The organism is Paraburkholderia sp. MM6662-R1 (assembly GCF_050436245.1).
GTDB classification, from domain to species: Bacteria; Pseudomonadota; Gammaproteobacteria; order Burkholderiales; family Burkholderiaceae; genus Paraburkholderia; species Paraburkholderia tuberum.
The window spans coordinates 2,405,708-2,427,603 of record NZ_JBNDLV010000004.1 but is presented as its reverse complement, the minus strand read 5'-3'; the positions used below and the strand labels follow the sequence as shown (position 1 = coordinate 2,427,603).

The following is a 21,896-nucleotide window of genomic DNA, read 5'->3' as shown; positions in this document are numbered from 1 at the left end:
TGTCAAAAGCCCGTTACTGCGATTCCTCCGCCCACACGGCGTTTTCCCGCGTCATCAACGCGGTCGATGCCGCCGGTCCGAACGTGCCCGCCGAATATGAGCGCGGCCGCTCGCCCGACTTCGCCCAGCCTTCGAGAATCGGCTCGGCCCACGCCCATGCCGCTTCGAGTTCGTCGCGGCGCATGAAGTGCGTCAGACGTCCGCGGATCACGTCGATCAGAAGCCGCTCATAGGCTTCCGCGCGACGCTCGGTGAACGCCTGCTGCAGGTCGAGGTTCAGGCTCACCGGCAGCATGTGCATGCCGCTGCCCGGCTCTTTCGCGAGCACTTGCAGCTGGATCGACTCTTCGGGTTGCAACTGGATCACCAGACGATTGCCGTAGGTTCGTCCACCGCTCGGGATGATCGAGAACGGCAGATCGGAGAATTCGATGACGATCTCCGACAGCTTCTTCTGCATCCGCTTGCCGGTGCGCAGGAAGAACGGCACGTTGGCCCAGCGCCAGTTGTTGATCCGCGCGCGCAACGCGACAAAGGTTTCGGCGCGGCTGCCCGCCGGCACGTTGTCTTCCTCGAGGTAGCCCTTGACCGCCTCGCCATCCACCGCGCCCGCCGTGTACTGGCCGCGCACCGTGTCGCGCGCGATGTCCTCGGGCGTCATCGGCCGCAGCGAGCGCAGCACCTTCAGCTTTTCGTCGCGCACCGCGTCGGGATCGAGCGACACCGGCGGCTCCATCGCGACGATGCACAGCAGTTGCAGCAGGTGGTTCTGCACCATGTCGCGCAGCGCGCCGGTCTTGTCGTAGAACCCCGCGCGGCTGCCCACGCCGACCGTTTCGGCCACTGTGATCTGCACGCTCTTGATGTACGGCGCCTGCCACAGCGGCCCGAAAATCGGATTGCCGAAGCGCAGCACCATCAGGTTCTGCACGGTTTCCTTGCCGAGGTAGTGGTCGATCCGGTAGATCTGCGCTTCTTCGAAATGCTTGCCGACCGCGTTGTTGATCTCCTGAGCGGACGCGAGATCGTGGCCGAGCGGCTTTTCGAGCACCACCCGCGAATTGCCGTCGACGAGCCCGGCCGACGACAGGTTGTCGCAGATATGGGTGAACAGATCCGGCGAGGTCGCGAGATAGAACACAGCGGTTCACGCCGTCGCGCGACGCTTCCTTCAGGCGCAGGTAGTCCTCGGCCGCATCGACGTCCATCCGCACGTATTCGAAAATCGCGAGGAATTTGTCCCACGCCGACGCGTCGAACGCTTTTTCGTCGATGAAGGGCTTGGCCTTCTGCTCCATGAATTCGCTGATGTATTCCTCGCGCGACCAGGGCTTGCGCCCGATCGTCAGAATGCGGGTGTCGGGCGGCAGGTTGCAGTGCAGATGCGCCATGTACAGCGCGGGCAGCAGCTTGCGGAACGACAGGTCGCCGGTGCCGCCGAAGATGATCATGTCGAGCGGCAGGTCGGGTGTGGCAGGAGCTTGTTGGGTCGTCATGGCACGGTCGCAGCGTCTAGGGGGAAGGCGTCGATCAGGAATCGGCGGCGGGCGGACGGGCTACGGCTCACGTCCGCTATGGCGCTTTTTCCGGCAAACATCCATGGTGCAACGTTTTGAGATAGTTTGCACGGCAGCATCTGCCGCAGGTTAGCGCAAGTTGCCAACCTTGCGCGCCAGACAGTCGTTTTTTCCGGATATTTTGCGGGATTATTTGCCGGTTGGGCCGCTGACGGTCAGCCGCGCGCCAGCGCGTCACGCGCGACCCGGCATGCGGCCAGATCCCACGCCGCGCAGCCGACGCTCTTGAACACCACCGGCCCCGCCGGCAAGGGCTGCGTCTGCTCGAGCACCGCGGCGATCCCGCCCACCCGCGCCCAATCGACACCGGCCTGGATGAAATCGCCGGCCTCGTGCATTGCGCCAGCCTGATCGTCGACGAACAGCGCGCTGCCCGCGATCGTAGTCGCGCCGATCTCGACCATCTGCGGCGTGAAAGCGCCGACGCCGATCACGAGCCGCTCGGCGCGCGCCGTCTCGTCGTAGACCGGCTGTTTGCTCGTGGTCAACGCGATCACGACGTCGACCGAAGCGGGAATCGTCGCGCCCGCATCCGCGAGCGGCCGCAGCTCACGCACCTTGCCGCGCTGCGCCGCGCAGAACGCTTCGGCGCGCGCGGGCGCGCTGCCCTTGACCCACACGCGCGCGTCGGCAAACAGTTCGCCGATCGCCTCCAGATGATTGAGCGCCTGCGTGCCGGTGCCGATCAGCAGGAATTCACGCGGCGCGCGCGCGGCGAACGTCGCGACGCCGAGCATCGACATCGCCGCGGTCCGGCGCCCCGTCACTGTCGGACCATCGAGGATGAACAGCGTCTCGCCGGTATCGGCATCGAAGGCCATGACCTGACCGTGGATCGTCGGCAGATGGCGCGCACCGTTGCTCGCGCACACATTGACGAGCTTGTGGATCGCGAGATCGGGCGCGGTGGCGGGCATCGACAGCATGACGCCGCCGGCGTTCAGCGGCACGACGAGCCGCTCGGGGCACACGATGCGTCGTTGCGCGTAGTCGATGCTAGCGCGCCTCAACGCGTCGACAAGCGCTGCGTAAGGCATCAGCCGCGCGGTGGCGGCGGCGTCGAAGATCTGCGTGGTCGGGCGGGTCATGGGCGGAACGATCCAATGGGGGATGGAGTGGGCATGACGTCACCGTAACCGAGCGCGAAAAAATTGACCAGTCGTGTGGACGTCTACTGCCCGCCGAATCGCGAACTCCGCTTGATGCCCAGCGCGCTGGCTAGCTCGTGCCGCGGCTGAGCGTCATCCCCCGCCCTGCATAGAAACGCGACATCGTCGCGAACGGCAGGTACACGTCGGACTGATGCGGCGCGACGCCCGACGGGTTGTGAAACCACACGCCGCCGCGATCCCGCCCGTGCAGCAGGATCAGATGACCGCCCCGCCGCTGGTTCGTCCGCTCCGGATAGCGGATCTCGGGACTCACCGACACGATCGCGAGCGTATCGTCGTCGAGCCGCGCCGCGATCTCCTCGAGCGACGCCTGCGGCAGCACCTCGATATCGAGGCCGAACGCCGGGCCCGCCCAGTCGGCGAACGGCCGGTAGATCAGACCGTCGACGCCACCATCGTCGCGCAACCGGTATACGCCGTGCCGCAGCGCGTCGTCGAGCAGTGCGGCGCGCGGCGCGTGATCGATGCTCCAGTAGTCGAGAGCCGACTCGAGGCACGTCAGCCCGCACAGGCGTTGCGCCCAGAAGCGATAGCGCTCGGGGTCGGCGAAACCGCTGCGCTGCCAGTGCGGATCGTCGCACGGGTCGCGCTGCTGTTCGACGATGGCGCGCACCCACTCGGGGCTGCCCCATTGCGTGTAGTACGGGACGTCGGCGTGGCGGAGAACGGGTTCGATCATCGGCGGTATCGGTCGGGTTGGGTTGCATCGGGCTGGGTTGCGCGGGGTTTACCTCCGCGGCTTCGCGACCCTGCTGACGCACGAAGCCCCACGCGCGCGATGACTGCTACCCGGCGATCCGCGACTTGTCGAGCACCGCCACCGACAGGCCGCGCCGCGCCAGGTAATAAGCGGCCGCGCAGCCCATGATGCCGGCACCGGCGATCACGACGTCGGCGTGGCTGGGAAACGATTGGTCGGCGGGCGTGAAGGTCGAGTGCAGCGGGTAAGTCGTGGTCATGGGTGGGCGGGTTGGAGATGTGGGTGTCATCTTCGCAGTGGGAGCCATCGTCCGCAATGACGAGCGACAGTCGGCACCGCGGCTGGTCGCAGCCGGGACGGCGCGGCCGGCGCCTGCCGGAATGCCCGATTATCCGTCACACGAATATTCGTCGATTATGCGTCACACAAATATTTGACAAATATTCATCTCACGCATAAATTGCGTTTATTCGTCTCGCAGATAATCCGCCATGCTCCATCTGATCGCCACGTCGGACCAGCTCGCGCAGTTGCTAGCGGCCAGCCGCCGCCAGGCCGGCCTCACGCAGACCGAGGCCGCCGCGCGCGTCGGCGTGAGCCAAAGCCGCATTTCCGCGCTCGAAACCGATGCGAGCGGGCTCACGCTCACCCAGCTGCTCGCGCTGTGCGGCGCCTACGGCCTGCAACTGCAGTTGCGCGACAAAAATCAGCCGAGCTCCGAGCCGGCACCGAACGTCGAGTGGTGAGATGGCCCGGCAAACCGCTTCGAAGGCATTGTCGGTGTGGGCCAACGGCGAGCGCGTCGGGCTCTGGCGGCTGCCCGCGCGCGGCCCGATGGAGTTCGCCTACGACGCCGCCTGGATCGCGTCGCCCGCGGGTCGTCCGCTGTCTCTGTCGCTGCCGTTCACGCCCGGCAACATGACGCACAAAGGGCCGCGGGTGCTCAACTACTTCGACAACCTGCTGCCCGACAGCGACGTCATCCGCAAACGCATCGCGCAGCGCTACCGGACCGAAACGCTCAACGCGTTCGACCTGCTGCAGGCCATCGGCCGCGACTGCGTCGGCGCGGTCCAGTTGCTCGCCGAAGACGACGCGCCGGCCGGGGTCCAGCGCATCGAAGGCACGCCGCTTTCCGACGACGACATCGAGGCGCTGCTCGCGCAGACGGTCGGCAAACCGACGCTCGGCGCGCCCGACGAATTTGACGATTTCCGCATCTCGCTCGCCGGCGCGCAGGAGAAAACCGCGCTGCTGTGGCACGACGGCCAATGGCAACGGCCGCACGGCGCGACGCCGACCACGCATATCTTCAAGCTGCCGCTCGGGCTGGTCGGCAACCGGCTCGCCGATCTCAGCACGTCGGTCGAAAACGAGTGGCTGTGTCTGCAGATTCTGCGCGCGTTCGGCCTGCCGGTCGCGAACACCGAGGTGCTCAGGTTCGGCAAGCAGCGCGTGCTCGCCGTCGAACGCTTCGACCGGCAGATGCATTCGAGCGGCCGCTGGCTGCTGCGTCTGCCGCAGGAAGATTTCTGCCAGGTGTTCGGCGTGCCGTCGCATCGCAAGTACGAAAACGAGGGCGGCCCCGGCGTGCTCGACCTCGCGCGGATTCTGCAGCAATCGGTCGAGGCGCGGCAGGACATCGAGACCCTGCTCGCGAGCCAGATCCTGTTCTGGATGCTGGCCGCGCCGGACGGCCACGCGAAGAACTTCAGCATCCGCCTGCTCGCCGGTGGCCAGTACCGTCTGACACCGCTTTACGACGTGATGTCGATCTGGCCGGTCGAGGGCAACGGCCCGAACCAGTGGTCGTGGTACAAGGCGCGGCTTGCGATGGGTCTATGGTCGCGCAGCAAGCACGATGCGTTTCGCGACGTGCAGCGGCGACACTTCAACGCGATGGCGTTGAAATGCTCGTACGGCGCCGACGCCGAGCCGCTGCTCCAGCGTCTGATCGAGCAGACACCCGGCGTGATCGAGCGGGTCTCGGCGGAGTTGCCCGAGCGCTTTCCGGGCAAGGTCGCCGAGCGGATTTTCAAAGGACTTCAAAATTCGGCGGCCCGGCTCGACACGATGCCGGCAAGCTGAACACTTTTCATTGCGCCTCTCGCCTGGCTTTTCCGCAAGGGCGGACCTGCCGGGCTTTGCGGCAAGCGGCCGGATCCGTCGCCTTGCGCACTACTCATTCGTGGATTCCCTACGGTTTCGTCATCGTTTCACCGGTAGAATGCCTTTTGATGCTCAATGCATCAAACGTCACCGGCACGGCCATGGCGTCGCTTGCATCAGCGGACTCGGCGGCCGGTCTGACAAAATCATAAATGGTGATTTTTTTACGGTACATTTGCTGTCCCCGCGTGGCCGATTCATGCGCATAGCATGCGCAGGGTCGGCTTGCGCCTGCCGACCGCGCTCCAGATGTACCTTTTAACCCGGCGGATTTTCACCCAGCATGGCCAACGAAACACACTCACCCGACTCCATCGCGGTTGCCGAGCGCGTGCGCGAGTTGATGAGCAGGCATGGAATCGGCAAGCGACAGCAAACCACGGAGCTATGCCGCATCCTCGATCTGAGTTTTTCTCAGGGGCACCGCAAACTGCGCGGCAATAGTCCGTGGACGCTGTCGCAGATCAAGAAAGTCGCCGAGGTATTCGACGAACCCGCGGCGCAGCTATTCGGCGCGCAGTCGCTCGATCCGGGCGTCGTCGGCGCGATCGCCCAGGAGGCGGTGTTCTGCATCGGCGCGACCGAAATCGCCTGCACCGCGTGGGTCGGCGCGGCGCTCGAACCGGGTAGCCGCCCGGAATTCGTCGCCTATTCGCGGCTCGGTCAATGGCGCGTCTCGCGTCATGATGGCGCGCTGTATCAGAGCGCGTACGAAGTCCACAAGATCGAGATCTATCCGCGCCGCGCCGAGACCGACAAGCCGGCCATCGCGGTGGTCGACGACGATCGTGCAAGCGCCGATAACCTGCGCGATTATCTGGAGCGCAGCGGCTTCACGGCGGTCGCGATCTATGGGCTCGCGGCCTTCAGCGAGCAGTTGCAGACGCAGGTGTTCGACGGCGTGATCATCGACTGGCTGTTCGGCTCGCAGACCTCGGCGGCCGCGATTCGCGCGGTGCGCGCGTCGGAGAACCCGGACGCGCCGATCTTCGTGCTCACCGGAGAACTGCTGACCGGCAAGGCCAGCGAATCGGAGATCAGCGAGGTGATCCGCGATTACGACGTCGCGTGCTACGAGAAGCCCGCGCGCATGGCGATCCTCGTCGCCGATCTGTCGAAGCGGCTGAACCGCCCCTGAAGCGCGGGCGCCGATGCGCGCCCCGTTCGCGGCAGCGCCGCCTTCACGCGCTCACGCGCTCACGCCTGATGCCGCGCCGCCAGCGCCCGCTGCAGGGCGTGCTTCAGATCCTCGTAATGGACTGGCTTTAACAGCGCCTCGAACACCGACGGCACGCCAGTCGCGCCACTTTCGCCATTCCGCACGACCTCCGGCGCGTACGCGCTGACCACGATCACCGGCACGCCCGCCGACGGTCCGTCGCGCATCGCGAAGTCTTCGAGAAACGTGTAGCCATCGCGCTCCGGCATGTGCAGATCGAGCAGCACCACTTCGCAGCGGTGGGTGTCGAGCCACGCGAGCGCGTCGTTGGCATTGCCGAATGCGAGCGAGTCGTAGCCCATGTGCGCGACCATTTCGCTGAGCGACTCGCGGATCAGCCGGTTATCGTCGATGATCAGCACGCACGGCTGCGCGCCGTCCGGCTCGGCTTGCTCCGCGACCTCGGCCGGCTCGACGGTTGCGACCGGCACGACCGGGATCGTCACCGTGAAGCTGGTGCCCTCGCCGACCGTGCTCGCAACATCCACCGTGCCGCCGAACAGCTTCACGAGCCCTTGCACGATCGTGAGCCCCATCCCCGCGCCTTCGAAGCGGCGCGTGCGCGACGCGTCGAGCTGCGTGAACTCCTTGAAGATCAGCGGGATCTGTTCGGACGGCACGCCCGGCCCCGTATCGCTGACGACGAAAATCAGCAGCGCCGGCTCTTGCCGCAGTTCGACGCGCACCGTGCCGGTCTCGGTGTAGCGGATCGCGTTGGTGACGAGGTTGTTGACGATCTGCCGGATGCGGTGCGGGTCCGACTCGACGAGCCCGCTCGCGCCGCTCGCCTCGCTTTCGAGCTCGAGCCCGCGCGTCCTGGCGGAGATCGTGTGTTCATCGACGATCGACGCCAGCAGCTCGCGCGGCTCGAAATGCTGGTGCCGCAGTTCGAGCTTGCCGGCGCCAAGGCGCGCGTAGTCGGTCAGGTCCTTCATCTGCGCCTCGAGATGGCGCGCCGCGGTTTCGAGCCGCTGGATCACCTTGCGGTCGGCCTCCGAGTGATAGTTGAAGCCGAGCAGTTCCACCGACGAGACGATCGCATGCAGCGGCGTGCGCAGTTCATGGCCGATCATGCCGAGAAACGCATCCTTCGCGAGGCTCGCCTCGCGCGCCGCGCGGCTCGCCTGATGCTCGGCTTCCAGCGCCGCGCGCTGCTGGCGCATCAGCCGCGTGCGGCGCCGGCCGTTGAGCACGAGCAGCAGCGTCGCCGCCGCCGACAGCAATAGCAGCACCAGACCGCCCGCGAACAGGATGCGGCGCTTGTCGATGAAATCGCGGTTCATCGCCTCGCGGTCGGCGACATCGGCGAAACGGCGCGACAGCGCGAGATCGTTGACCTCGCTCCAGTGCTGGCGCAGCTGCGCGTCGATCCGCGCGGCACGCGCACGGTCGCGCTGCAGTACGTCGATCTCGGGCTGGATGTCGTCGAGCACAGTCTCGAGCGTCTTGATTTCGTCGAGCTGCCGTTGCAACAGAGCGAGCTGCGCGGAGAGCCGATGCGTCGAGCCGGCCATCACGCGCAGCTTCGATTGCAGCAGCTGGAAGCGCAGCTGCAACTGCTGATAATCGTCGTCGGCACCGGACTGATACAGCAGCAGCTGGTTCTCGAAGCGCGCGTACGCGATCTGCAGTTGCGCGGCGTCCCAGTAGAAACCGTCGTAGGTACCGGTCAGCTGCTCGGTCGCGCGCGGGTTCAACAGGTTCGCATAGAGCAGATAGCCGATCGCGCCGGCGGGCGCCGCGAGCGCCATCAGCCAGATCAGCACGTTCAACACGCGCCGCCACGGACGGCGCGCTATTTGACGATGAGGGCCTTGATCTGCCATACGAATTTCGAGTCGCCGACCGCGCCAGTCAGTTCATCTGGAAAAGCGTCGCGCGGATAGATCAGAAACAGTGGCCCGAAGTCGCTGAGTTTCAGGCGCTGGCCGTTCATGCTGTACGCGACGATCACGCCGTAGCGTTCGCAGTCCGACACCGGCACGGTGTAGGTGTAGTCGTCGAACGTGTGGAGTTCGATCTGGGTGCCGTGCGCGCCGACGGCCTTCAGGATGTCGGCGAGCCTGGGCCCGGTGAACGTCGAGCGCGGCGTCCAGGTGGTCGAGGTCGTGATCGTATGCACGGGCAGCGCGAGCAGTTGAGCCTCGTTGAAGTGATAGGTGCGATGCGCGGCGTCGTTGGTATTGGCGATCTTGCCCTGCACGTCGAGCGCCAGCGCCGGCGACTGCCGCGCGCCCGGCTGCGCATGCGCGCAACAGACGGAAAGCCCGACGATCAGTGCCGCCAGCCCCGTCAGCCAGCGCATCCGCCAGGGCCCACCGGTTCCGCTGGCTGCGTTGCGCAGCGTTGCAATCAGATTGGCCATTTGCTTTTTTTATCCGATTTCGTTGATTCGCCGGACCGCGGGCGGCGCCACGGTCAGCCGATCTCATGCCACGCGAAGTGTTGCGCCGTACCGTGCCGTCAAACGCGTGCCACCCCGACACGCGACCTTTGACCCGCATGCATAATATCGCCAAAATGCGCTGACTCAAAAACGGGGACCCGCGATGTCGCGCCAGTGCGTCAGCGCGCGCCGCGCGCGCATCCCCGCGGACCATTGCCTTCCATCGCGCCACGCGGCGCCTCGATAGTCATGAACAAGCCGGTCCTGCCTCTGACGTACGAACAGCTCGATCACTGGATCGAATCGCTGCAACCCGCGTTGCTCGCCGAGCGTTTCTCGATGGCGCTCGGGATTCTGCGCGGCGGCGCGCCGCTCGCGCTGATGGTGTCGCACGCGGTCGGCGCGCCGGTCGCGTTCCTGCGCTACGATCGCCAGACGCGCGCGGTCGCATGGGATTCGACACTGCCGATCCCGCCCGCCGGATCGAAAGTGCTGTTGTGCGAGGACATCGCGGGACGCGGTTTTACGCTCGTCGATTGCATCGCGTTTCTGCAGGCGCACGGGCTCGAAGTCAAAACCCTGACCGCCGCGCTCGATGATCTGAGCCGCGCACAGCCCGACTACGCGATCGATGCGCGCGGCTACTTCGCCCTCTTTCCATGGGAGCGCCAGGCGTACACCGAGCGCTACCGCGACGACTGGGCGCGCGTCGAAGCCGGCGCCGCGCCCGCGATGGCCAACGACCACGAGTACGCGGCCTACGCGATCGACCTCGACGGCATCCTGCTGCCCGACGTACCACTCGCGCGCTACGACGAGGACCTCGCCGCCGCGCTCGCCGAGCGCGACGCGCTGCTGCCGTTCGAGGTGCTGCCCGGCATCGACCTGCAGCAGGTGCGCACGATCATCACGGGCCGCCCGGAGATGGATCGCGCGCGCACCGAAGCCTGGCTCGCGCGACACGGCTTCGCTCACATGCAGTTGGCGATGCGCACGCCCGGCCGGCACGACGACAGCCCCGCCGGCGCGGCCGCGCACAAGGCGAGCGCGGCGCTGCGCGCGGGTGTCACGCACTTCGTCGAAAGCGATCCGGTGCAGGCGCTGCTGATCGCGCAGCAAGCGCCGCTGCTGCGCGTGATCTGGTGGGATGCGCTGACGCGCACGGGGATTTTGGTGAGCGCAAGGGCGTGGAGTTGAGCGCAACGTTCCTTGTGGGCGCAGCGCCCGAACGCCGCCGCTACCTGTCCTTCGCCTCGCGCAACTGCAAATGCCGCGCGGCCCGCTGCGACGCGACGACGATCAGCTTCATCGTCGCGCGCGTCGCGCCGACGAACAGCTTGCGCGCGCTGCGTTCGTCGAACGCGTCGAAGTCGATCTCGGTGAAGATCACGCACGGCGCCGCCTGCCCCTTGAAGCGGTAGATCGACTCGAACAGCACGTCACCTTCACGATACTCCGGGTTGCCGAACAGATCGTATTTGCCGGTGAAACTGCGCAGCCGATGCGGTCCGAGATGATCGAGCGCGCTCATCGCCGAGCCCTCGCGGCCGCGGAACGACAGCACCGCGATGTCCTGCTTGCGAAAACCGAGCGATAGCGCCTGCGTGATGGCGCGCTTGGTTGCGTCGATACTGCTATCGACGCCCTGCGCTTCGTCGTAGACCGACACCGAAACCTCGGAGCCGTCGAACGGACTGCCCGACGTAAGTGCCGCGGCCAGCGGCACCGACGCGCCCAGCACGTCGCGCAGATAATCGAGGATGTCGCGAGGACTGCGGTAATTGGTGGTTTCTCTCAGCGTGGTCCAGCCGGGCAACGAGACCGGCTCACGCATGTACAGATTCTGCAGCGGGTCTTCGAGCCACCACCACGCGGCGCCCGGCCGCAGCAGCCGCTCGAGCGCGGCAAACCATGGCTGCTGGAAATCCTGCCCTTCGTCGACGATCAGTACGTCGAATTGCCAGCGCGGTTCGATCGGCGTGTCGGCGAATACGGCCTCCAGTTGATCGAACACCTGCGCCGACCGGAAATCGGGCGCGCGGCCCGCGTCGCGCGCGATCCAGTCGCAAAGCTGGTGATAGTTCGCGACTTTCGCCTCCGGCGGCGCGACCCGCGCGATGTGATCGGCGAGCGGCCGGTTGAAGCACACGTACAACGGCCGCTCGCCACGCGCGACCGCGTCCTTCATCACCTGCACCGCGAGTTGCGTCTTGCCGGAGCCCGCCGTGCCAATCACGCGCAAACGGAACGGCGCGAATTCGAGCCGCCGGGCCCATGTCGCAAGTCCGCCCGAAAGGCGCGTGACGAGCGTGCCCGCCTGCCCGACGAGCGCGCTCGTGTCGGGCGTCAACGCGAGTTCGTCGGCAAGAAAGTGGTGGATTTTCGCCGCGCAGGGAAGCCGCGGTTCATCGGCCGGCAGCGCTTCGCGGACGATCGCCGCGAGACGCTCGCGCCGCGTAGCGTCGACGATGCGCGCGGGATTCACGCCGGCGATCGCCGCATCCTTGACGATGTGATCGGGACAGTACAGCAGTTCCTCGATGAAATAGGCGCCCGCGCCGAACGCCGCGGTAAAACGCCGGTGCAGACTCTCGATCGTATGCGCGAGCGCGATCGCGACGTTTCGCTCGGTTTGCAGATACACCTTGACGAGCCCCTTCGGCGTTTCGCGCAGAAAGCCGGTCTTCTGCTCGATGATCAGCAGGCGCCCGGCGGGACTCACGATCACGAAATCGGCCTCGCCGAACACGGAGAAGTTCTGGTTCAGGCGCGTCCAATGCACGCCGTGGTAGACGGTGTAGTCGGCGGGCAGTGCCTTTTCGAGCAGCGCGAGCGTTTCACGTTCGCGCGCCGCCGCGCCGGTCGCTTCGAGGCTCTTCCAGTCGTCGGGAACAATGCGGGCCATGCAATGCCTCAATGAGTTGGGATGCGTGTTTTCAGCGGGCAATCCGCAGTGCGGTCATTGTACGCAACGCAATGTCGGCCGGGCGGCCCGTCGCGCAAAGGCGCGCACATCGTGTATCGTTACTGGCTGAACGCCACGCATGCCGCGCGGCTTGCCAACCGTAAGAGAAAAGGATTTACCGGATGATTACGATCTGGGGACGCGCCAATTCGGTCAACGTCCAGAAGGTCTTGTGGTGCTGCGACGAACTCGTGCTGCCATTCGATCGCATCGACGCGGGCCTGCAATTCGGCCGCAACAACGAACCCGACTATCTCGCGATGAACCCGACCGGCAAGATCCCGACACTGGTCGACGACGACTTCGTGCTGTGGGAATCCAACTCGATCCTGCGCTATCTGGCGATGCAATACGGCGAATCGAGCCTGCTGTATCCGGCCGGCCCGAAACTGCGCGCGAGCATCGACCGCTGGCTGGACTGGTCGCTGTCGACGCTGCAGCCAGTGGAACGTCCCGTGTTCTGGACCCTCGTGCGCACGCCCGAGGCCGAGCGCGACGCCGCCAAACTCGCCGCCGACGCGAAGGCTGTCACCGTCCTGTGGCGCCTGCTCGACACGCATCTGCAGGGCCGCTTCTTTCTCGAAGGCGACAAGTTTACGCTCGCCGATATCGTGATCGGCGCGTACGCGAAGCGCTGGTTCGGCCTCGACGGTTTGCAGCGGCCGCCGCTGCCGAATCTGGAGCGCTGGTATTCGCGTCTCACGACGCGTTCCGGGTTCAAGAAGTATGTGGATTTCCCGTTGACCTGAGCATGGCGCGGGTCGGCTGAAACAGTTCAGGTATGCGCGCGACCTGCAAACTCTTCAACCTTGCTCGCGGGGCCCGACACGATCAGCAGATCCCCCGGCACAACAACCGTGTCAGGCCCCGCGTGCTGGAACTCTTCGCCAGCGCGCCTGACGGCCATGACCATGACACCGAACGCCTCCAGAACGCCGCAATCTGCAAGCGGACGGTTGTGTGTCGGCGCCGGGGCATGAATCGTGGCGACGGCAAATCCTTCGCCGAATTCAATGTAGTCCACGATTCGGCCTGCGATCAGGTGAGCGATCCGTTCACCCATTTCCGCTTCCGGATAAACCACGTGATGCGCGCCAATGCGCTGGGCAATCTGGCCGTGTTCCGCGGTCACCGCCTTCAGCCAGATGTCCTTGATCTGAAGTTCCGTTAGGGCCATCAAGGTCATCAGGCTCGCCGAAAGGTCGCTTCCAATGCCCACGATCGCATGAGGGAAGTCCGCAACACCCAATTGGCGCAGGGTATTCACGTTGGTCGAATCGGCCTGGACGGCATGCGTCAAGCGGTCCGCCCATAACTGCACCTGCTGCTCGTCCCGGTCGATTCCCATCACGTCATGGCCAAGCCGAAGCAGCGACTGGGCCACGGCACAGCCGAACCGCCCCAAACCGATGACGACCACACTGTCGCCTTTCGAAAAAGAGAGCGAAATCTTGAACAGGTCAGCCAACAATTGGATGCTCCTCCGGGTAGCTATATTGCGCACGCCGCTCAACCAGCATTAACGACGTCGCAAAGGTAATGGTTCCAACCCGGCCGACGTACATCAGCGCGATGATCACGAACTGTGCCGGCGCAGGCAAATCACCCGTGATACCCGTTGACAGACCGACCGTACTGAACGCCGAAACAACTTCGAAGATGACCTGATCGGTAGGAAAATCGGTGATGTGCAAAATGATCAGTGTGCCGAGCGTGATCATCACGCCACCCAGCGCCACCACGGTAATCGCTTGCCGCTGCGCCGACACGCTGACACGGCGCCCAAACGCTTCGATATCGCCACGCCCGCGGATCTCTGCGATCACCAGCAAGGCCAGAATGGCGATGGTGCCGATCTTGACACCCCCTGCCGTCCCCGCGCTGCCCCCGCCAACGAACATCAGGAAGAAATGCAGGGCCCAGCTGTCATGACGCATTGCGCCGATGTCGAGCGAGTTGAAACCCGCCGTGCGCGCGGATACCGAGGCGAACGCTGCCGAAAGGAGCTTCTCTCCGAACGGCATCGGACCCAGGGTTTGCGGATTGGTCCATTCGAACAGCAGCAACGCAAGAAATCCGCCGAGCAGCAGCACCCCCGTGACCACTAAAGTGAGCCTGGTGTGCAATGAAAGCCGACGGGCACCCCGAAGTTTTTCCCGCAGATCGTACAGAACCGGAAACCCGATTCCGCCGACGACAATCGCGACCATCACCGGTACCAGCATCGACGCGTCGGCGGCATAGCGCATCAGACTGTCCGGGTGAATTGAAAAGCCCGCGTTGTTGAACGCGGAGACCGCATGGAACCATCCACTCCATGCGGCCTCGCCCCATTGGATGTTGTACCCGAGATGAAGCCTGACCGTCAGCCAGAGTGCCGTGGTCAGTTGAGTGACGAGCGTCACGACGAGCACCAGGCGCGCCACGCTGCCGATGTCCCCGAGACGGAGCGTGTGCGTCTCGACCTGGGTGATCAGCTTCGCTCGCAGCGGCAAGGACCGGTTGACCATGAGTCCCAGCAAGGTGGCTGCGGTCATCATGCCGAAACCGCCAATCTGAAACAGGCCGAGGATGACCCACTGTCCAAAGCTCGACCAGTAGGTGCCCGTATCGACAACGACGAGTCCAGTCACGCAGACCGCGGAGGTAGCGGTAAAAAAAGCGCTCAGCCACGGCGCTGCCTCACCTTGGGCCTGCGACAAGGGCAACCTCAAAAGGAGCGTCCCTGCGGCAATCGCAAAGAGAAAAGCTAAGGCTACTGCCCGCGATGGGTGAAGCAGTTGTCTCATCGAGATCCCATCAAACACATTCAGAGACTGACTGACAAAGAATAGGCATTTTTTGCCAGTAAAGACCCTATTTTTCGTTTGTTGTCAGTTGTAAGCCAAATCTGGGCAATCCCGATTCTCTCGACGCTTCGACCGGCGCGGCACTTGCATCCCCCTGCCTCTATAATCGACGCATGAAAACCGCCAAGCCCGCCGCGACCGGCCGTTCGGTCGCTCCCACACCTGCCGCCCCCGCCGCCCCCGCCGCCGATGCACACGATCGTCGAGCGCATCACGATGTGCACGAGCCGTCGCACGCACATGGCCCGTCGCAGGAAGCGGCTCTCGCACTCGCCGAGGAATATTGCCGCGAACGCGGCGAAAAACTCACACCGATCCGGCGCAAGGTGCTCGAACTGCTGCTGAACTCGGGACGCGCGACCAAGGCCTATTCGCTGCTCGACGAAATGCGCCAGATCCACGCCGGCTCGGCGCCGCCGACCGTCTATCGCGCGTTGGATTTTTTACTGTCGGTGGGGCTCGTGCATCGGATCGAATCGATCAATGCGTTCACGGTCTGCCATGATCTGACGCAATGCCAGCACGGCATTCTCGTCGTATGCCAGCAATGTGGCAGCGTCACCGAATTGCATCAACCGAAGCTGCGTCAGGCCCTCGTCGCGCAGATCGAGGAGGCGGGCTATCGGCTCGCGAGCGACGAAATCGAATTGAAGGGATTGTGTGCCGCCTGTCAGGCGGCCAAAGCGGCCAGCGCGGCCGCGCTGGTGGCCGCGGCGAAATAGCGGCGCGCCATATTGGGTGCGCAACGCTGTGTGACGCGCTGCCAAGCGTCGATGGCCGTGCGCTGCTTCGAGAAACGACATCTCCCGCCGCGCGCCGGCCTGCTCTGTCTAAAACCCGCTCCCACGAGAGCCGCTGCGAAGCTGCGAAGCGTCGATCAACCCGCCGCGCGGGCGTCGATCGCGTCGTGCAGCAGCGTCACGAGCGCTTCGGGTAACGCGGGCTTGGTCATGAAATGCTGGAAGCCTTCGCCGATGCTGCGCAGGCGGTATGCGTCGTCGGTATGGCCGGTGAGCGCCACTGCCACCGAGGGGGAATGACCGCCGCAAATCTCGTGGTCGCGCAGCCGCTGGATCAGATAGAAGCCATCCATGGCCGGCAAGTCGAGGTCGCAGACGACCGCGTCGGGAAGCAACCGCATCGCCGCGACGACGCCCTCTTCCGCATCGGCGACCGCGCAAACCTTCGCGCCTTCCGCCTCGAGTAACAAGGTCAACGATTCCCGGCTGTCCGGGTCGTCCTCCACCAGCACGATCGTGGCCTGATCGAGCCTCATTGCTGCGTTCATCGTATGTTGTTGCTCTGAAAAACCGGTTAGGCCGTCCGAGGGGGCGGAGGTTTCACTTTGTATTTCACTTTGCTGATTGCAGCCGATTCGCGCGGCCACGGTGTTGCTGTCCATGATTCCGACCCGATTTCGCACGCCGAGTTGCAGACAGGTCCGCGCTTGTAAAACATTGCGCCACATCTTCCCGAGTACAACGCTTGCGCACGGTAACGCGCCAAAATTGCACGTCGATGAAAAAACGGCGCTCGACGCACACCGCGATTTAGCTGCTCAGTGTCCGCAGTTTTTCCGCGGCTCGCCGATCGCCGGCACCCGATGTTCCGGCGCGGTTCGTACGAACCCCGTTCGTACGGCCTTCGCCGCCCGGTATCGATTCTGCCCTTCGTATTGTTTGCACAACGCGGCGCTGCCGTTCGTTTTGCGTCGCTCGCATCCGACGACACTGCAAGCACGTCGCGTGCCTCATTGCAGCGGTTCGCGTCACGTAAAGAAGGGCTCGGTCGCGGTTGCCGATGTCGCGCGATGAACGGCGCTGGCCTGCTAACCGGTGGTGTCGCGGCGCTATCATCGTGGGCGCGCATGCGCGCCTACCGATGCCCCTCATCTCAACCCGAGGTCAACCGACACCATGTCCGCCACATCGCCCGCGCTTTCCGCCGCGACGCTCGACATCCTTCGTCACGTCAGCACCGCCACGCTGACCACGCAGCTATTCAAGCGCGGTCTGCGCAACACCTTCATGCAGGGCGTCGCGCCGCTCGGTCCGCGGCGCGGCGCGAATCTGGTCGGGCCGGCGTTCACGCTGCGCAACATCCCATCGCGCGAAGACATCGACGTACTGGAACTGTTCGCGGACCCTGAGTACGCGCAACGCAAATGCGTCGAGACCATTGCGCCGGGCCACGTGCTCGTGCAGGATTGCCGCGGCGAGCGCGGCAGCGCGTCGTTCGGTTCGATTCTGTCGCTTCGTTTGCAGGTGCGCGGTGTTGCCGGGATGGTGTCCGACGGCCCGGTGCGCGACAGCGCGACGATCGCCGCGCTCGACATGCCGGTGTTTTGCGCCGGCGCGAGCGCGCCGCCCAATCTGATCCGCCATCATGCGGTCGATATCAACGTGCCGATCGGCTGTGGTGGAGTCGCGGTGTTTCCGGGCGACGTGATCGTCGGCGATGCGGATGGAGTTGTGGTAATTCCGCTGAAGATGGCCGACGACGTCGCGCAAGCCGCCGCCGGACAGGAACAGCTCGAGGCGTTTCTCACCGAAAGGATTCGTGCCGGCGCCGCTCTGCCCGGCACCTATCCGCCGAACGACGAGACGAAGGCGGCGTTCGACGAGTGGAAGAAAAATCGCAAAAGCTAGGGCGTTTTCAAACGACGCGGCGACCGGTGCGCCACACCGGGCGCCAGTTCAATCGCCCTTGCCGGGCCCGATGCCCTGCACCAGCAACGCCACCGCGTGCCGCGCAATCTCCGCGCCGCCGATACTGTGGCGCAACGGATCGTTGCGCCACAGCTTCGAGGTGGCAAGCGGCAGAATCGTCATGCCGAGCAGCGTGACGAACACGAGCGCGGGTTCGAGCGATGCATTCAGGCGCCCCTCCTTCTGCCAGCGCGCGATCGCCAGCAGCGACGCCTTCTGATGCGCGAAACCAAAGCGCTCATGCATGCGCTGGCGCAGCAGCCCGCCGTCGCTGATCACTTCGCGCACCCACAGCGACGCGAACCACGGGTTGTCGCTCGCGATCTGCACGAGCCGCTCCGTGAGTTGCGTGATTGCCGCGACCGGATCGTCGGGATTCTCCTGAAACGGCAGCCCGAGGCTCGCGCGCAACGGTACGAAACACTCGTCGATCAGCACGTCGAGCAGTTGATCGCGCGTCTTGAAGTAGTAGTGCACCATCGCGGGCGTGACGCCGGCCTCGCGGGCGATCTCACCCAGCGATGTCTCGACGATGCCCTGCCTCGCGAACAGCGTCAGCGCGGCGTCGAGCAAGCGCGCACGCTGCGCGGGACCGCGCGCGGCGCCCGACGGCCGGCCGGGGCGGCGGGCGGCCGATCCAGCCGGTGCGCTGCTGCCGATATTCGCGGCATGAATATCCGTTGGCGCTGCCGTGAGTTTGGGCTTCGACGCGTCGCGCTCTTTCGCGGCAATTCGCGCGGGCGGCCCCGTATCTGCCACGGCATTGTGCGCCGCGGCGTCGTCAGGCGAGATCCTTGTCATTGCATTGAATTTGACGTGAGAGACGATGTCACATATATTAATCTCTCAGTTAATTAATTTCAACGCGTTGCCGCCATGGAACAACCCGCTACGACCCTGTCAGTCGACCCCGCGGCCGACCATCCGCCGATCCGGCTGCTGTTTCCGGCGCTGCTGCTGGTCATGCTGCTCGCCGCCCTGGACCAGACGATTGTCTCGACCGCGCTCCCGACCATCGTCGGCGAACTGGGCGGGCTCAATAACCTGTCGTGGGTCGTGACCGCCTACCTGCTCAGTTCGACCATCGTCGTGCCGCTGTACGGCAAGTTCGGCGATCTGTTCGGCCGCAAGATCGTGCTGCAGACGGCGATCGTCATCTTTCTCGTCGGCTCGGCGCTGTGTGGCATCGCGCAGAACATGAGCCAGCTGATCGTGCTGCGCGCGCTGCAAGGGCTCGGCGGCGGCGGCCTGCTCGTCGTGACGATGGCGGCGATCGCCGACGTGATTCCGCCCGCTGAGCGTGGCCGCTACCAGGGCGTGTTCGGCGGCATCTTCGGTCTTGCCACCGTCATCGGTCCGCTGCTCGGCGGCTTTCTGGTCGAGCGTCTGACGTGGCGCTGGATCTTCTACATCAACCTGCCGCTCGGCATCGTGTCGCTCATCGTGATCGGCGCGGTGTTCAAGCCGCACGTGCGCCACGTGAAGCACACGATCGATTACATGGGTGCCGCGTTTCTCGCCGGCGCGCTGACCTGCATCATCCTGTTCACGAGTCAGGGCGGCACGATCCTGCCGTGGTCGTCGCCGCAACTGTGGTTCACGCTCGGCATGGGCCTCGCAGCGATCTGGGGATTCATTCACGAAGAACGCAGCGCGGTCGAACCGATCATGCCGCTCGGACTGTTCAAACAGCGCACGTTTCTGATCAGCAGCCTCGTGAGCTTCATCATCGGCGTATCGCTGTTCGGCTCCGTGACGTTCATTCCGCTCTATCTGCAGGTCGTGAAGGGCTCGACGCCGACGCAAGCCGGCATGCAGATGCTGCCGATGATGGGCGGCCTGTTCATCCTGTCGATGGTGACGGGCCGCGTGATCAGCAAGATCGGCAAGTACCGGCTGTTCCCGATCATGGGCACGTTCCTCGTCTCCGTGGCGATGCTGCTGCTCGCGCGCCTGCAGATCGATACGCCGATTCATGTGATGTATCTGTACATGGGTCTGCTCGGCTGCGGCCTCGGCATGGTGATGCAGGTGCTGGTCCTCGCGGTCCAGAACACCGTAGAGTTCAAGCATATGGGTGTGGCGACGTCGGGCGTCACGCTGTTTCGCTCGATCGGCGGCTCGATCGGCGTGGCCGGTTTCGGCGCGGTGTTCTCGAACGGCCTCGCCGGACGCCTCGAAAAGCTGATCCCGCCCGACACCGAACTTCCGCAGGCATTGGGTCCCGCAGCGATTCATCAGCTGCCCGAAGCATTGCGCAACGACTATCTGCATGCGTTCGCGGGTGCGTTGCACACCGTGTATCTGTCGGCCGCATGCGTCGTGGTGCTCGCCTTCGTGCTCGCATGGCTGCTGAAGGATCATCCGTTGCGCAAGCACTGAGCGTACTTCGACGCCTGATCGGGAAGCTGATGTAAACGCGTACCGGCAGGCGCCAGATAGAAGGTCGATCACGAGGCCGCACGCACGACGCGTCGGCCTCGTTGTTTTTTTGTCGCGCTCGCTTCATGCAGCGCGATGCTTCCGGTTACCTTCCATTTGTCGTGAAACAACAGAGACATACACTCGTTTCGAATGTATGGCCAAGGTTTCTTCATACCTCCAAATGAGCGGTAGCGCACACAATCCAGGGGCCAACCGCGTTGACGTCCCCCGTGAAACGCCACATATTGGAACCCGTGGAAACGCGGCCGCTGCCTACGTCTCCACGACTTCCGGCGCATGTGGATCGTGATTCCGCGGACAAGGCTCCTGCCTCTACACGATCCGAAGCATGCCTTTACGGCATCGTTTTCCAAAGGTGGGTCCACGGCATGTCCACCCAGACAGCAACCGGCCAAACTTTCCCCACGCCCTGCAAACGCTGCGGTGGCGCACTGTACCGACAAGTCGACGCCTGCCCCTACTGTGGCGCTGCGCATCCGTTCGACCAGGACGATCCGCACATCCGCACCGGTATTCCAGGCAGCCGTGCGAGCGCCACGCACAAGCCCCTGCCCCGTTTCGACAACCAGCTCGGCACACGGGACGAGCCCGCCATCGCCGCTGCCGCGATGGCGTCCGAACCCCTGTTGCAGACCGAGCCGGTCATGCACACGGCGCTCGTGTCGACCGACACCACTATCCCACCTTACGAAGATCCGATGTATGCGCCGCCCAACACTGCGCAGACGATTTGGCGCGTGCTGTACGTGATCGGCGCGGTTGTCGCAATCGGCCTGACGTATGTCGCTTATACGCTATTCAGCGACGGCGGCGAATCGGAGGATCAAGGCGTGGAGCAGATTACGCCGGATGCCAGAACAACGACCGGCATGATCGCGCCGCTTGTGTCCGCCCCGGTGATTGCTCAAGCACAGACCATGCACGCGCCGGCCGCGGCCAAGCCTGCGCCACCGCCCGTGACCGCACTGGCGGCGAAGCCCGCGCCCGTCGTGCCCGCGGCTCCTGTCATTCCAGCGACACCAGCCGCGCCGCCTGCCGCGCCGCCGATGGCCGCGACGCCCATGCGGCCCGCGCCGCAATTCCACGACGCCGGACAAGCATTGCAGGTCGCGAAGACAGCGTTCCGCGCGAACGATCTGTCCGCCGCCCAAGCCGCTCTCGCCGCCGCGCAAACGTTACAACCCGGAAACAGCGACGCGCAGGGTCTGGCCGATCAGATGCGGCCGCTCGTCCAGCGTCGCGATACTGCGCTACAGGCCGCGCAGGCCTGCGTCGCGCAGCAGTCGTGGCCGTGCGCGCGTCAGCACGCGAACGAGGCGCTCGCGATCGACAGCGGCAACGACGCGGCGAAAGTGATCCTCGAGCGCGTCATTCGCGAGACCGGCTGGGCGCCGCTGACTCCGCCGCATGCGGCGACGACGGATGCCGCGCCGGGCGCGCCGCTCGCGCAAGCGCAAGCGCAGGCACCGCTGCCCGTCGGCATGCAAGCGCACGGCGAACCGGTCGTGACTGCAACGAACGTCGGCGTCGTGAGAACCGCGACGCCGCGGAGCAACTAGCGCTCACGCGCGACGCGACGGTCCGAACCGGGTCCCGGAGACGCAAACTGCTGCGCCGTCGCGCAAAAACATTGCTTCGCATACCAGATCAAATGGCCGCCGTCTGTGCCGATTCGCACATTATCGTGCGTCCTCTGAGCGGAAACA

General features: G+C 64.9%; 19 protein-coding genes and 2 pseudogenes. 9 read left to right on the top strand and 12 right to left on the bottom strand.

Going from position 1 to position 21,896, the window contains the following annotated elements; all coding sequences use genetic code 11:
* Positions 1–13: 13 nt before the first annotated feature.
* The 4 genes and pseudogenes from zwf to OKW39_RS41030 all read right to left on the bottom strand — a co-directional run.
* Positions 14–1,496, bottom strand: a pseudogene (zwf, locus tag OKW39_RS41045) (glucose-6-phosphate dehydrogenase).
* 236 nt (positions 1,497–1,732) lie between these two features.
* Positions 1,733–2,665, bottom strand: a complete 933-nt coding sequence (lhpI, locus tag OKW39_RS41040) for a bifunctional Delta(1)-pyrroline-2-carboxylate/Delta(1)-piperideine-2-carboxylate reductase (protein WP_429565266.1) — start codon at positions 2,663–2,665, stop codon at positions 1,733–1,735.
* 130 nt (positions 2,666–2,795) lie between these two features.
* Complete coding sequence (locus tag OKW39_RS41035; protein WP_090806035.1) at positions 2,796–3,428, bottom strand: C39 family peptidase; 633 nt, start codon at positions 3,426–3,428, stop codon at positions 2,796–2,798.
* A 109-nt stretch (positions 3,429–3,537) separates the two neighbouring features.
* Positions 3,538–3,708 (bottom strand): annotated as a pseudogene (locus OKW39_RS41030) (FAD-dependent oxidoreductase); the annotation flags it as partial.
* A 232-nt stretch (positions 3,709–3,940) separates the two neighbouring features.
* Between OKW39_RS41030 and OKW39_RS41025 the strand changes: the two are divergent.
* Positions 3,941–4,195, top strand: a complete 255-nt coding sequence (locus OKW39_RS41025) for a helix-turn-helix domain-containing protein (protein WP_090806037.1) — start codon at positions 3,941–3,943, stop codon at positions 4,193–4,195.
* A 1-nt stretch (position 4,196) separates the two neighbouring features.
* A complete protein-coding gene (locus OKW39_RS41020; RefSeq protein ID WP_429565265.1) occupies positions 4,197–5,537 on the top strand; it encodes a type II toxin-antitoxin system HipA family toxin in 1,341 nt (446 codons plus the stop codon).
* A 109-nt stretch (positions 5,538–5,646) separates the two neighbouring features.
* On the opposite strand, the gene OKW39_RS41015 is transcribed toward OKW39_RS41020, so the two are convergent.
* On the bottom strand, positions 5,647–5,793 hold the full coding sequence (locus OKW39_RS41015) for a hypothetical protein (RefSeq protein ID WP_167368686.1): 147 nt from the start codon (positions 5,791–5,793) through the stop codon (positions 5,647–5,649).
* 108 nt (positions 5,794–5,901) lie between these two features.
* Between OKW39_RS41015 and OKW39_RS41010 the strand changes: the two genes are divergently transcribed.
* Positions 5,902–6,756, top strand: coding sequence for a helix-turn-helix domain-containing protein (locus tag OKW39_RS41010; protein WP_090806040.1), 855 nt, complete (start codon positions 5,902–5,904; stop codon positions 6,754–6,756).
* 59 nt (positions 6,757–6,815) lie between these two features.
* Here the strand turns inward: OKW39_RS41010 and OKW39_RS41005 are convergent, their stop codons facing one another.
* Both OKW39_RS41005 and OKW39_RS41000 read right to left on the bottom strand, forming a co-directional pair.
* A complete protein-coding gene (locus OKW39_RS41005; RefSeq protein WP_429565264.1) occupies positions 6,816–8,663 on the bottom strand; it encodes an ATP-binding response regulator in 1,848 nt (615 codons plus the stop codon).
* A complete protein-coding gene (locus OKW39_RS41000) occupies positions 8,633–9,202 on the bottom strand; it encodes a molybdopterin-dependent oxidoreductase (protein ID WP_090806044.1) in 570 nt (189 codons plus the stop codon). The genes OKW39_RS41005 and OKW39_RS41000 overlap by 31 nt, the downstream gene beginning before the upstream one ends.
* A gap of 270 nt (positions 9,203–9,472) precedes the next feature.
* Here OKW39_RS41000 and OKW39_RS40995 point away from each other — a divergent pair, with 270 nt between their 5' ends.
* Positions 9,473–10,420, top strand: a complete 948-nt coding sequence (locus tag OKW39_RS40995; RefSeq protein ID WP_429565263.1) for a phosphoribosyltransferase — start codon at positions 9,473–9,475, stop codon at positions 10,418–10,420.
* Between the two features lie 40 nt (positions 10,421–10,460).
* On the opposite strand, the gene OKW39_RS40990 is transcribed toward OKW39_RS40995, so the two are convergent.
* On the bottom strand, positions 10,461–12,128 hold the full coding sequence (locus OKW39_RS40990; protein ID WP_429565262.1) for an ATP-binding domain-containing protein: 1,668 nt from the start codon (positions 12,126–12,128) through the stop codon (positions 10,461–10,463).
* 182 nt (positions 12,129–12,310) lie between these two features.
* On the opposite strand from OKW39_RS40990, the gene OKW39_RS40985 reads away from it, so the two are divergent.
* Positions 12,311–12,937 carry a glutathione S-transferase family protein gene (locus OKW39_RS40985; RefSeq protein ID WP_429403233.1) on the top strand — a complete coding sequence of 209 codons (627 nt, stop codon included), beginning with the start codon at positions 12,311–12,313 and terminating at the stop codon, positions 12,935–12,937.
* 26 nt (positions 12,938–12,963) lie between these two features.
* On the opposite strand, the gene OKW39_RS40980 is transcribed toward OKW39_RS40985, so the two are convergent.
* The gene (locus tag OKW39_RS40980; RefSeq protein ID WP_090806052.1) at positions 12,964–13,656 is read right to left on the bottom strand and encodes a potassium channel family protein; all 693 of its coding nucleotides are present in this window, start codon (positions 13,654–13,656) and stop codon (positions 12,964–12,966) included.
* On the bottom strand, positions 13,649–14,890 hold the full coding sequence (locus OKW39_RS40975) for a TrkH family potassium uptake protein (RefSeq protein WP_429565261.1): 1,242 nt from the start codon (positions 14,888–14,890) through the stop codon (positions 13,649–13,651). Before OKW39_RS40975 ends, OKW39_RS40980 begins: the two co-directional genes overlap by 8 nt.
* Before the next feature lie 260 nt (positions 14,891–15,150).
* Here OKW39_RS40975 and OKW39_RS40970 point away from each other — a divergent pair, with 260 nt between their 5' ends.
* Positions 15,151–15,759 carry a Fur family transcriptional regulator gene (locus OKW39_RS40970; RefSeq protein WP_429565260.1) on the top strand — a complete coding sequence of 203 codons (609 nt, stop codon included), beginning with the start codon at positions 15,151–15,153 and terminating at the stop codon, positions 15,757–15,759.
* A gap of 155 nt (positions 15,760–15,914) precedes the next feature.
* On the opposite strand, the gene OKW39_RS40965 is transcribed toward OKW39_RS40970, so the two are convergent.
* Entirely contained in the window at positions 15,915–16,439 is a 525-nt protein-coding gene (locus OKW39_RS40965) for a response regulator (protein WP_429565259.1), read from the bottom strand.
* A gap of 514 nt (positions 16,440–16,953) precedes the next feature.
* Between OKW39_RS40965 and OKW39_RS40960 the strand changes: the two genes are divergently transcribed.
* Positions 16,954–17,685 carry a ribonuclease activity regulator RraA gene (locus tag OKW39_RS40960; protein ID WP_090806059.1) on the top strand — a complete coding sequence of 244 codons (732 nt, stop codon included), beginning with the start codon at positions 16,954–16,956 and terminating at the stop codon, positions 17,683–17,685.
* Positions 17,686–17,733: 48 nt separating this feature from the next.
* On the opposite strand, the gene OKW39_RS40955 is transcribed toward OKW39_RS40960, so the two are convergent.
* Positions 17,734–18,546, bottom strand: a complete 813-nt coding sequence (locus OKW39_RS40955) for a TetR/AcrR family transcriptional regulator (protein ID WP_090806061.1) — start codon at positions 18,544–18,546, stop codon at positions 17,734–17,736.
* A gap of 75 nt (positions 18,547–18,621) precedes the next feature.
* Between OKW39_RS40955 and OKW39_RS40950 the strand changes: the two genes are divergently transcribed.
* Positions 18,622–20,127, top strand: a complete 1,506-nt coding sequence (locus OKW39_RS40950) for an MDR family MFS transporter (protein ID WP_429365334.1) — start codon at positions 18,622–18,624, stop codon at positions 20,125–20,127.
* 431 nt (positions 20,128–20,558) lie between these two features.
* Positions 20,559–21,749, top strand: coding sequence for a hypothetical protein (locus tag OKW39_RS40945; RefSeq protein WP_429565258.1), 1,191 nt, complete (start codon positions 20,559–20,561; stop codon positions 21,747–21,749).
* Positions 21,750–21,896: the final 147 nt, after the last annotated feature.

What these genes read in the sequence shown, in the direction of transcription:
- lhpI (WP_429565266.1), bottom strand. Translation starts at nt 2,665, where the DNA reads ATGACCCGCCCGACCACGCAGATCTTCGACGCCGCCGCCACCGCGCGG.
- OKW39_RS41035 (WP_090806035.1), bottom strand. Translation starts at nt 3,428, where the DNA reads ATGATCGAACCCGTTCTCCGCCACGCCGACGTCCCGTACTACACGCAA.
- OKW39_RS41025 (WP_090806037.1), top strand. Translation starts at nt 3,941, where the DNA reads ATGCTCCATCTGATCGCCACGTCGGACCAGCTCGCGCAGTTGCTAGCG.
- OKW39_RS41020 (WP_429565265.1), top strand. Translation starts at nt 4,197, where the DNA reads ATGGCCCGGCAAACCGCTTCGAAGGCATTGTCGGTGTGGGCCAACGGC.
- OKW39_RS41015 (WP_167368686.1), bottom strand. Translation starts at nt 5,793, where the DNA reads ATGTACCGTAAAAAAATCACCATTTATGATTTTGTCAGACCGGCCGCC.
- OKW39_RS41010 (WP_090806040.1), top strand. Translation starts at nt 5,902, where the DNA reads ATGGCCAACGAAACACACTCACCCGACTCCATCGCGGTTGCCGAGCGC.
- OKW39_RS41005 (WP_429565264.1), bottom strand. Translation starts at nt 8,663, where the DNA reads ATGGCAGATCAAGGCCCTCATCGTCAAATAGCGCGCCGTCCGTGGCGG.
- OKW39_RS41000 (WP_090806044.1), bottom strand. Translation starts at nt 9,202, where the DNA reads ATGGCCAATCTGATTGCAACGCTGCGCAACGCAGCCAGCGGAACCGGT.
- OKW39_RS40995 (WP_429565263.1), top strand. Translation starts at nt 9,473, where the DNA reads ATGAACAAGCCGGTCCTGCCTCTGACGTACGAACAGCTCGATCACTGG.
- OKW39_RS40990 (WP_429565262.1), bottom strand. Translation starts at nt 12,128, where the DNA reads ATGGCCCGCATTGTTCCCGACGACTGGAAGAGCCTCGAAGCGACCGGC.
- OKW39_RS40985 (WP_429403233.1), top strand. Translation starts at nt 12,311, where the DNA reads ATGATTACGATCTGGGGACGCGCCAATTCGGTCAACGTCCAGAAGGTC.
- OKW39_RS40970 (WP_429565260.1), top strand. Translation starts at nt 15,151, where the DNA reads ATGAAAACCGCCAAGCCCGCCGCGACCGGCCGTTCGGTCGCTCCCACA.
- OKW39_RS40965 (WP_429565259.1), bottom strand. Translation starts at nt 16,439, where the DNA reads ATGGACAGCAACACCGTGGCCGCGCGAATCGGCTGCAATCAGCAAAGT.
- OKW39_RS40960 (WP_090806059.1), top strand. Translation starts at nt 16,954, where the DNA reads ATGTCCGCCACATCGCCCGCGCTTTCCGCCGCGACGCTCGACATCCTT.
- OKW39_RS40955 (WP_090806061.1), bottom strand. Translation starts at nt 18,546, where the DNA reads ATGACAAGGATCTCGCCTGACGACGCCGCGGCGCACAATGCCGTGGCA.
- OKW39_RS40950 (WP_429365334.1), top strand. Translation starts at nt 18,622, where the DNA reads ATGGAACAACCCGCTACGACCCTGTCAGTCGACCCCGCGGCCGACCAT.
- OKW39_RS40945 (WP_429565258.1), top strand. Translation starts at nt 20,559, where the DNA reads ATGTCCACCCAGACAGCAACCGGCCAAACTTTCCCCACGCCCTGCAAA.